This is a genomic window from Mesorhizobium sp. M0140 (assembly GCF_040322475.1).
GTDB lineage: Bacteria > Pseudomonadota > Alphaproteobacteria > Rhizobiales > Rhizobiaceae > Mesorhizobium.
The window spans coordinates 1-5,954 of the sequence record NZ_JAMYTM010000065.1 but is presented as its reverse complement, the minus strand read 5'-3'; the positions used below and the strand labels follow the sequence as shown (position 1 = coordinate 5,954).

Genomic DNA, 5,954 nt, shown 5'->3' with positions numbered 1-5,954 from the left:
GATTGCCGGCGAGGAAATCGAGCGGGATTTCGTTGCGGCGGGTCTTGTCGAACAGATAGCGGCTGCCGCGCACCCAGGTCCACATAGCCAGCACAATGGTGAAGGCCACCGCCAGCGAAGCCCAGCCACCCTCGAACACTTTGACGATGTTGGAGGCAAAAAAGCCGACATCGATGAAGCCGAACAGCGCCGTCATGGCGACCGCCACCCACAGCCGCCATTTCCAGATCCGGGTCATGACGACGAACAGCAGCACCGTCGTCACCAGCATGTTGCCGGTCACCGAGATGCCGTATGCCGACGCCAGCCTGCTGGATTCGCCGAAGCCGACGACCAGCAGCATCACCGCCAGCGCCAGCAACAGAGTGACGCGCGGCATGTAGATCTGGCCCGACTGCTTCTCCGAGGTGTGCAGGATTTCCAGGCGCGGCAGCATATTGAGCTGCACCGCCTGCCGGGTCAGCGAGAAGGCGCCGGAGATGACCGCCTGGCTGGCGATGACAGTCGCGGCCGTCGCCAGCACGACCATCGGGATCAGCGTCCAGCCTTCGTTCATCTCGAAGAATGGATGGCCGACGACGCCATTCTTGGCCAGCACGAAGGCGCCTTGCCCGGCATAATTGAGCAGCAGGCAGGGAAACACGATCGCCAGCCAGGCCAGCACGATCGGCTTGCGGCCGAAATGGCCGAGATCGGCATAGAGTGCTTCGGCGCCGGTGACGGCGAGGAAGATGGCGCCGATGGTCACGAAAGCGACGTCGGGCGAATTGATCAGGAAGGCGACGATGTAGTGCGGGCTCACCGCCCACAGGATTTCCGGATCGGCGATGATGTGGTTGAGCCCGGAAAGGCCAATTGCCAGGAACCACACCGCCGTCACCGGGCCGAACACCAATCCTACCCCGCCCGTGCCGAAGCGCTGCACCGCAAACACCATGGTAAGAATGACCAGTGTCAGCGGCACGACATAGGGCTGGAAGGTCGGCGTGACGACATTCATGCCCTCAACCGCCGACAGCACCGATATCGCCGGTGTGATGACGGCATCACCGAAGAAAAGCGATGCCCCGACGATGCCGATGCCGAGCATCAGCGCCGAGCGCTTGGGGAAACTGCCGCGCGCCAGCGCCATCAGCGACAGCACGCCGCCCTCGCCGCCGTTATCGGCGCGCAGCACGAACATGATGTACTTGATGGTGACGATGATCGTCAGCGACCAGATGATCAATGACAAAACGCCGAGGATATCGCCGCGCTCGGCGACATTGCCGCCCGACGACGCCACCAGCGCCTCACGGAACGCGTAGATCGGGCTGGTGCCAATATCGCCATAGACAACGCCGAGCGCGCCTAGCATCAGCACCTCGGGGCTTTGCTGTTCGATTGCCGGATGGCTCGACTGTTCGACGGGTTCTGCCTCGCTACCAGTATTGGTAAGGACCATGGACGACACTCCGATAAGGGGCGGCCCTCTACCTTTGCTGCACTGCAATATCAAGTGCCGCGACGTAATGGCTCCGTATGCGGACCGCATTTGTTGCCGCACCGGCGGATTGTCTCATACGAAACCACGATCCCGCTCCCGGGCCATTTCCTCGACGAGACACAGGCCAAGGGGACCTGAAGGAGGGCCAGACCGGATGGGCGATGATCTGCGGCAGGAAACGATGGCGCTGCTTGTAGCTGACGGCATGTCTTTCTCCTTTGTGTGTCTGCCAGACGAGCGGGCGGGCACGGAAGTGGTCGCGCTCTGGCTGCCAGACATACTCGTCCAACCTGATGAAAACCTGACTTGTACACCCAGCCCAAACAGGTGCGAGGGGTCGGTCTATTACCAAAGGCTCTGAGGGCTGATTCTCTAGGGTTCGGCATTCAATACACCGAGCGCTTGGCGGCGGCCGGCGTCGAACCCGCAGTGGGCAGTGTCGGCGACTCTTTCGATAATGCTCTCGCGGAAACGATCAACGGTCTTTACAAGGCCGAGGTGATGCATCGACGCGGACCCTGGCGCTCATTCGAGGCCGTCGAGTTCGCCACGCTCGAATGGGTCGACTGCTTCAACAATCCTGCTGGAGCCCATCGGCAACATCCCGCCGGCCGAAGCCGAGGAACGCTACTACGCCATGCTGGATGAACCAGCCATAGCCGCGTGACTCAAACGAAACGGCCACCGGAATGCCCGGGGCAGTTCACATCGCATTTGATGCCAGCTTCATCGTATTTTCTTCGGCTTGGACGGGCACTTGGCAGACCCACAGAGCTGGGAACCCTTTGCCATACTACAACTGTAACATCATATCGGTTTAGCAGGTCAAGCTTCGGTGGTAACCTCATTGGGTAGAATAACTACTTTGGAGGCGAGCAATGGATCGCGATAACAAACGGGCACGTGCAGCTGCAAGATCATCTCAAGGCGTGGGGAGCAGTAGCCTCCGTGACGTTCCAGAGGGGCCATTGAGCGATGTTGCAGAACGGCTGGTAACCGCTAACCCGCGCGATACAGCGCGAAATCTTGGGGGCTTCAAAGGCCTCGGGACGCACGAGCGAACAGCCGTTCGGGGCACTCAACCCGGGCCAGAAACTGACCTCGCGAGATTTGAAAGGCGGACCAATCGGCTTGGACGATCAGCCATCAATCTGGCCGCGACATTAACAGCCGAATTGGGGTACAGCACGGATGACATAGCATTGCAGAAAGTCGGAGCGGCCAGTAATTTAGGCGATTACCTAACGCCAGGGCTGCAAGATGCTATTGTTAATCGCATTGGCAACATGGATCCGCCGTCGCAAGCTCTCGGAGCTTATTACGTTGCGCCACACTTCAGTAAGTTTACTGACGAAAACAAATCTCGCATTCTTGATCAGGCCATTGGATTGGCTTCTTCTGATCCGGATGGCAATGTCAGGATGATGGCATCCAATGCTATTCTCAACATGTATCAACAGTTAGACGCAAACCAACAGGCCCAAGCTCACTCAGTTTTTCCCGGCATGCAAGACATCTTGCCGCACATGCCGCCGCCGCAGCATGCAGCAGAGGAACGGAGTGCGAATCTGGACGGCCACATAGCAGGTATTGAGGCTGCAGTCCGTGATACAGTAGGCCCGCAAACCTCCTATGAACAGCTGCAGCGGGGTGCTCAAATCGGGCGGTCCATAAACCACGCCTTCAATCACGCCCGAGAGGACCTAATGGAGGCCACCAGAAGCAGAGATCGCTCCGGCCGTTGAGGTCTCGGCCATGGTACAGTGACGCTTTCTCTCCCGAATTCCGTTTACGGCCTTGCCGTTTCCAATTCGCTGGCCGTTGACGTACCTGCTTAGTGTAACTTTCAAAAACCACGTCTGCCGGGTGATGCGCTGCAAGCATCGCACCACCCACTGCGGCATCGATCTGTCGAGCGGCGACATCGCGCGACGCCGGTTCGGTCTCTGAAGCACGCGCAGCATTAGCTACGGCTAATCCGGCAATGGAACAATGCTTTCAACAAAAACGACGCCCCCCAACATAGCCATTAGCATCGCGTGCTCACTCGCCGTGGGCTTCTGTGCGGCAAGTCTTTACGCAACCTTCCGCCACGGCGGCAGCGGCGAGGCTCTGATGGCGTTTGATGTCCGTGCCTTTTGGTTTGAGACGCCCTTCTATTTGGGTTTCGCAACCCCCGTTTTCTATCGGGGCGCGGCTATCGTGCTCTCGACGTCCGCGGTCCTCTTGCTGATTCAGCAGATCGTATTGCGCCGCAAGCTCGAACACCACGGGACGGCTCGTTGGGCTCGAGTGGATGAAATGCGACGCACGGGATATCTGCGACGATACCGTGGCGTGACAGGGCCGGTGTTTGGGAAGACAAGTGCGCCTTTCTGGCCTGGCTACTACCTGACCAATGGCGAGCAGCCTCACAGCCTCATCGTTGCACCGACCCGCGCTGGCAAGGGCGTCGGCATAGTCATTCCAACGCTACTTACATTCAAAGGCTCGGTGATAGCTCTGGACGTCAAGGGGGAGCTCTTTGAGCTCACCTCGAGGGCGCGCAAAGCCGCAGGTGACGACGTGTTTAAATTCGCGCCGCTGGATTCGGAGCGGCGCACAAACTGCTACAATCCGCTGTTGGATCTTATAGCGTTGCCTCCACAGCAGCAATTCACCGAAGCCCGCCGCTTGGCCGCAAACCTGATTACGGCCAAGGGGGAGGGCGCGGAAGGTTTCGTCAGCGGCGCGCGAGATATCTTTGTCGCGGGAATACTTGCCTGCATCGAGCGGGGCACGCCAACAATCGGCGCCGTCTATGACCTCTTCGCCCAGCCGGGGGAGAAGTTTAAGCTCTTCGCGCGACTCGCCATGGAGACCCAGAACAAAGAGGCACAACGCATCTTCGACGACATGGCGGGGAACGATACGAAAATCCTAACCTCCTACACGTCCGTGCTCGGCGATGGCGGGCTCAACCTGTGGGCGGATCCCGCTGTAAAGGCGGCCACAAGTCGCTCGGACTTTTCGGTCTATGATCTTCGCCGTCGCAGAACGTGCATCTATCTTTGCGTTGGTCCGAACGACCTTGAGGTGATCGCGCCTCTGATACGCTTGTTTTTTCAGCAAATCGTTTCAATTCTGCAGCGGTCGCTGGCCCGCCGGGATGAAAAGCACGAGGTTCTCTTCCTGCTCGACGAGTTCAAGCACTTGGGTAAGCTGGAGGCGATCGAGACCGCAATCACGACTATCGCGGGCTACAAGGGGCGTTTCATGCTCATCATCCAAAGCCTTTCGGCACTGACGGGGGCTTATGGAGAGGCTGGCAAGCAGAATTTTCTCAGCAATACCGGACTGCAAGTGTTCATGGCCACGGCTGATGATGAGACTCCGAACTACATTTCCAAGGCCATCGGTGAATACACGTTTGAAGCCAAATCGATTTCCCACAGCCAGGCGCGAACGTTCGACTGGACCATTCAGAATTCACATCAAGGTGCACCGCTATTGCGTCCCGAACAGGTTCGGCTGCTCGATGACGACTACGAGATTGTTCTCATCAAAGGTCTGCCACCATTAAAATTGAGGAAGGTGCGTTATTTCTCGGATCGCATTCTGAAACGCATCTTTGAACGCCAGACAGGCGCCCTCCCGGAGCCGGCGCCCTTGACGGGAGCAGAGGACGCGCTCTCCGCCGAATCTCAACTCGATGACCCGCTGTGTGAATTGGCGCAGGACTTTGACGATACAGTTTGATGTGAGGCTGGTGTGGACCCCGCGAAAAAATCCATCCCGTGTAACAGCTTTGTCGCAGGTGCAGGACGTCGGCTTGGAAGAGGGGCAAGCAGGCCAAGCCCGGCAAGTGGGCTTTGAGCAGCACGTGTCCGAGGCGCTCCGGCCGCTGTTCGATGGTCGAGCTGACGAGCCGCCAACCAATCCAGAGGAGCTTCTGCGACTGGAACAGGGGGGTTCGCGAGGTGCTTCAGCGAGGGCAGGATCATCAAGCCGCCTCGTCTTTTTTCAGCAACCCAGGGATGCCCGCTGGACGGGATGACCTCAACAGAAGCGTGTCGGAGGCTTTCGCAAGCTCTGGGACGCCGGAGTTCGGGCCGCCGCCCCCAGTCTTGGCTGCCAGCCAACAGCAGATCCGCCCCTCGCCGGATGCGCTTGACCAGGGCAACCACCTGCCACCCGAGTGAGTCGTCCCAATGAACATTCCACAGCGCTGTTGTGGCCAGCGCAGACGCATAGGGCCCTGAATACGCCGCAAGCCGTCGCCATTCAGCAGCAGCTGAGCGAAATCGGCAATTCAGGCGGCCGCGTGCATATGCAGAGAGGGGCTGATGCGATCTCCGGACCGGTAGCTCTCGCCGTAATTGATCAGGCTGGTACTGTTGGAAGGCTTGATCAGCCTCGTCACCCCAATCTCCAGCATAGCTCACTGTCACGCGGCCAACGTGCCTCCGTAGCTAACATCTACGTCAGC

3 protein-coding genes and 1 pseudogene are annotated in these 5,954 nt (G+C 58.9%); 3 read left to right on the top strand and 1 reads right to left on the bottom strand.

Features of this window, described 5'->3' with window-relative positions; genetic code table 11:
• On the bottom strand, positions 1-1,444 hold a 1,444-nt coding region (locus NKJ37_RS31670; RefSeq protein WP_352723436.1), incomplete at its 3' end, for a potassium transporter Kup.
• Positions 1,445-1,870: 426 nt separating this feature from the next.
• Here NKJ37_RS31670 and NKJ37_RS31665 point away from each other — a divergent pair.
• The 3 genes and pseudogenes from NKJ37_RS31665 to virD4 all read left to right on the top strand — a co-directional run.
• Positions 1,871-2,153, top strand: a pseudogene (locus NKJ37_RS31665) (IS3 family transposase); the annotation flags it as partial.
• A gap of 301 nt (positions 2,154-2,454) precedes the next feature.
• A complete protein-coding gene (locus NKJ37_RS31660; protein WP_245273324.1) occupies positions 2,455-3,231 on the top strand; it encodes a hypothetical protein in 777 nt (258 codons plus the stop codon).
• A 247-nt stretch (positions 3,232-3,478) separates the two neighbouring features.
• A complete protein-coding gene (gene virD4, locus NKJ37_RS31655; protein WP_352776418.1) occupies positions 3,479-5,224 on the top strand; it encodes a type IV secretion system ATPase VirD4 in 1,746 nt (581 codons plus the stop codon).
• Positions 5,225-5,954 lie beyond the last annotated feature (730 nt).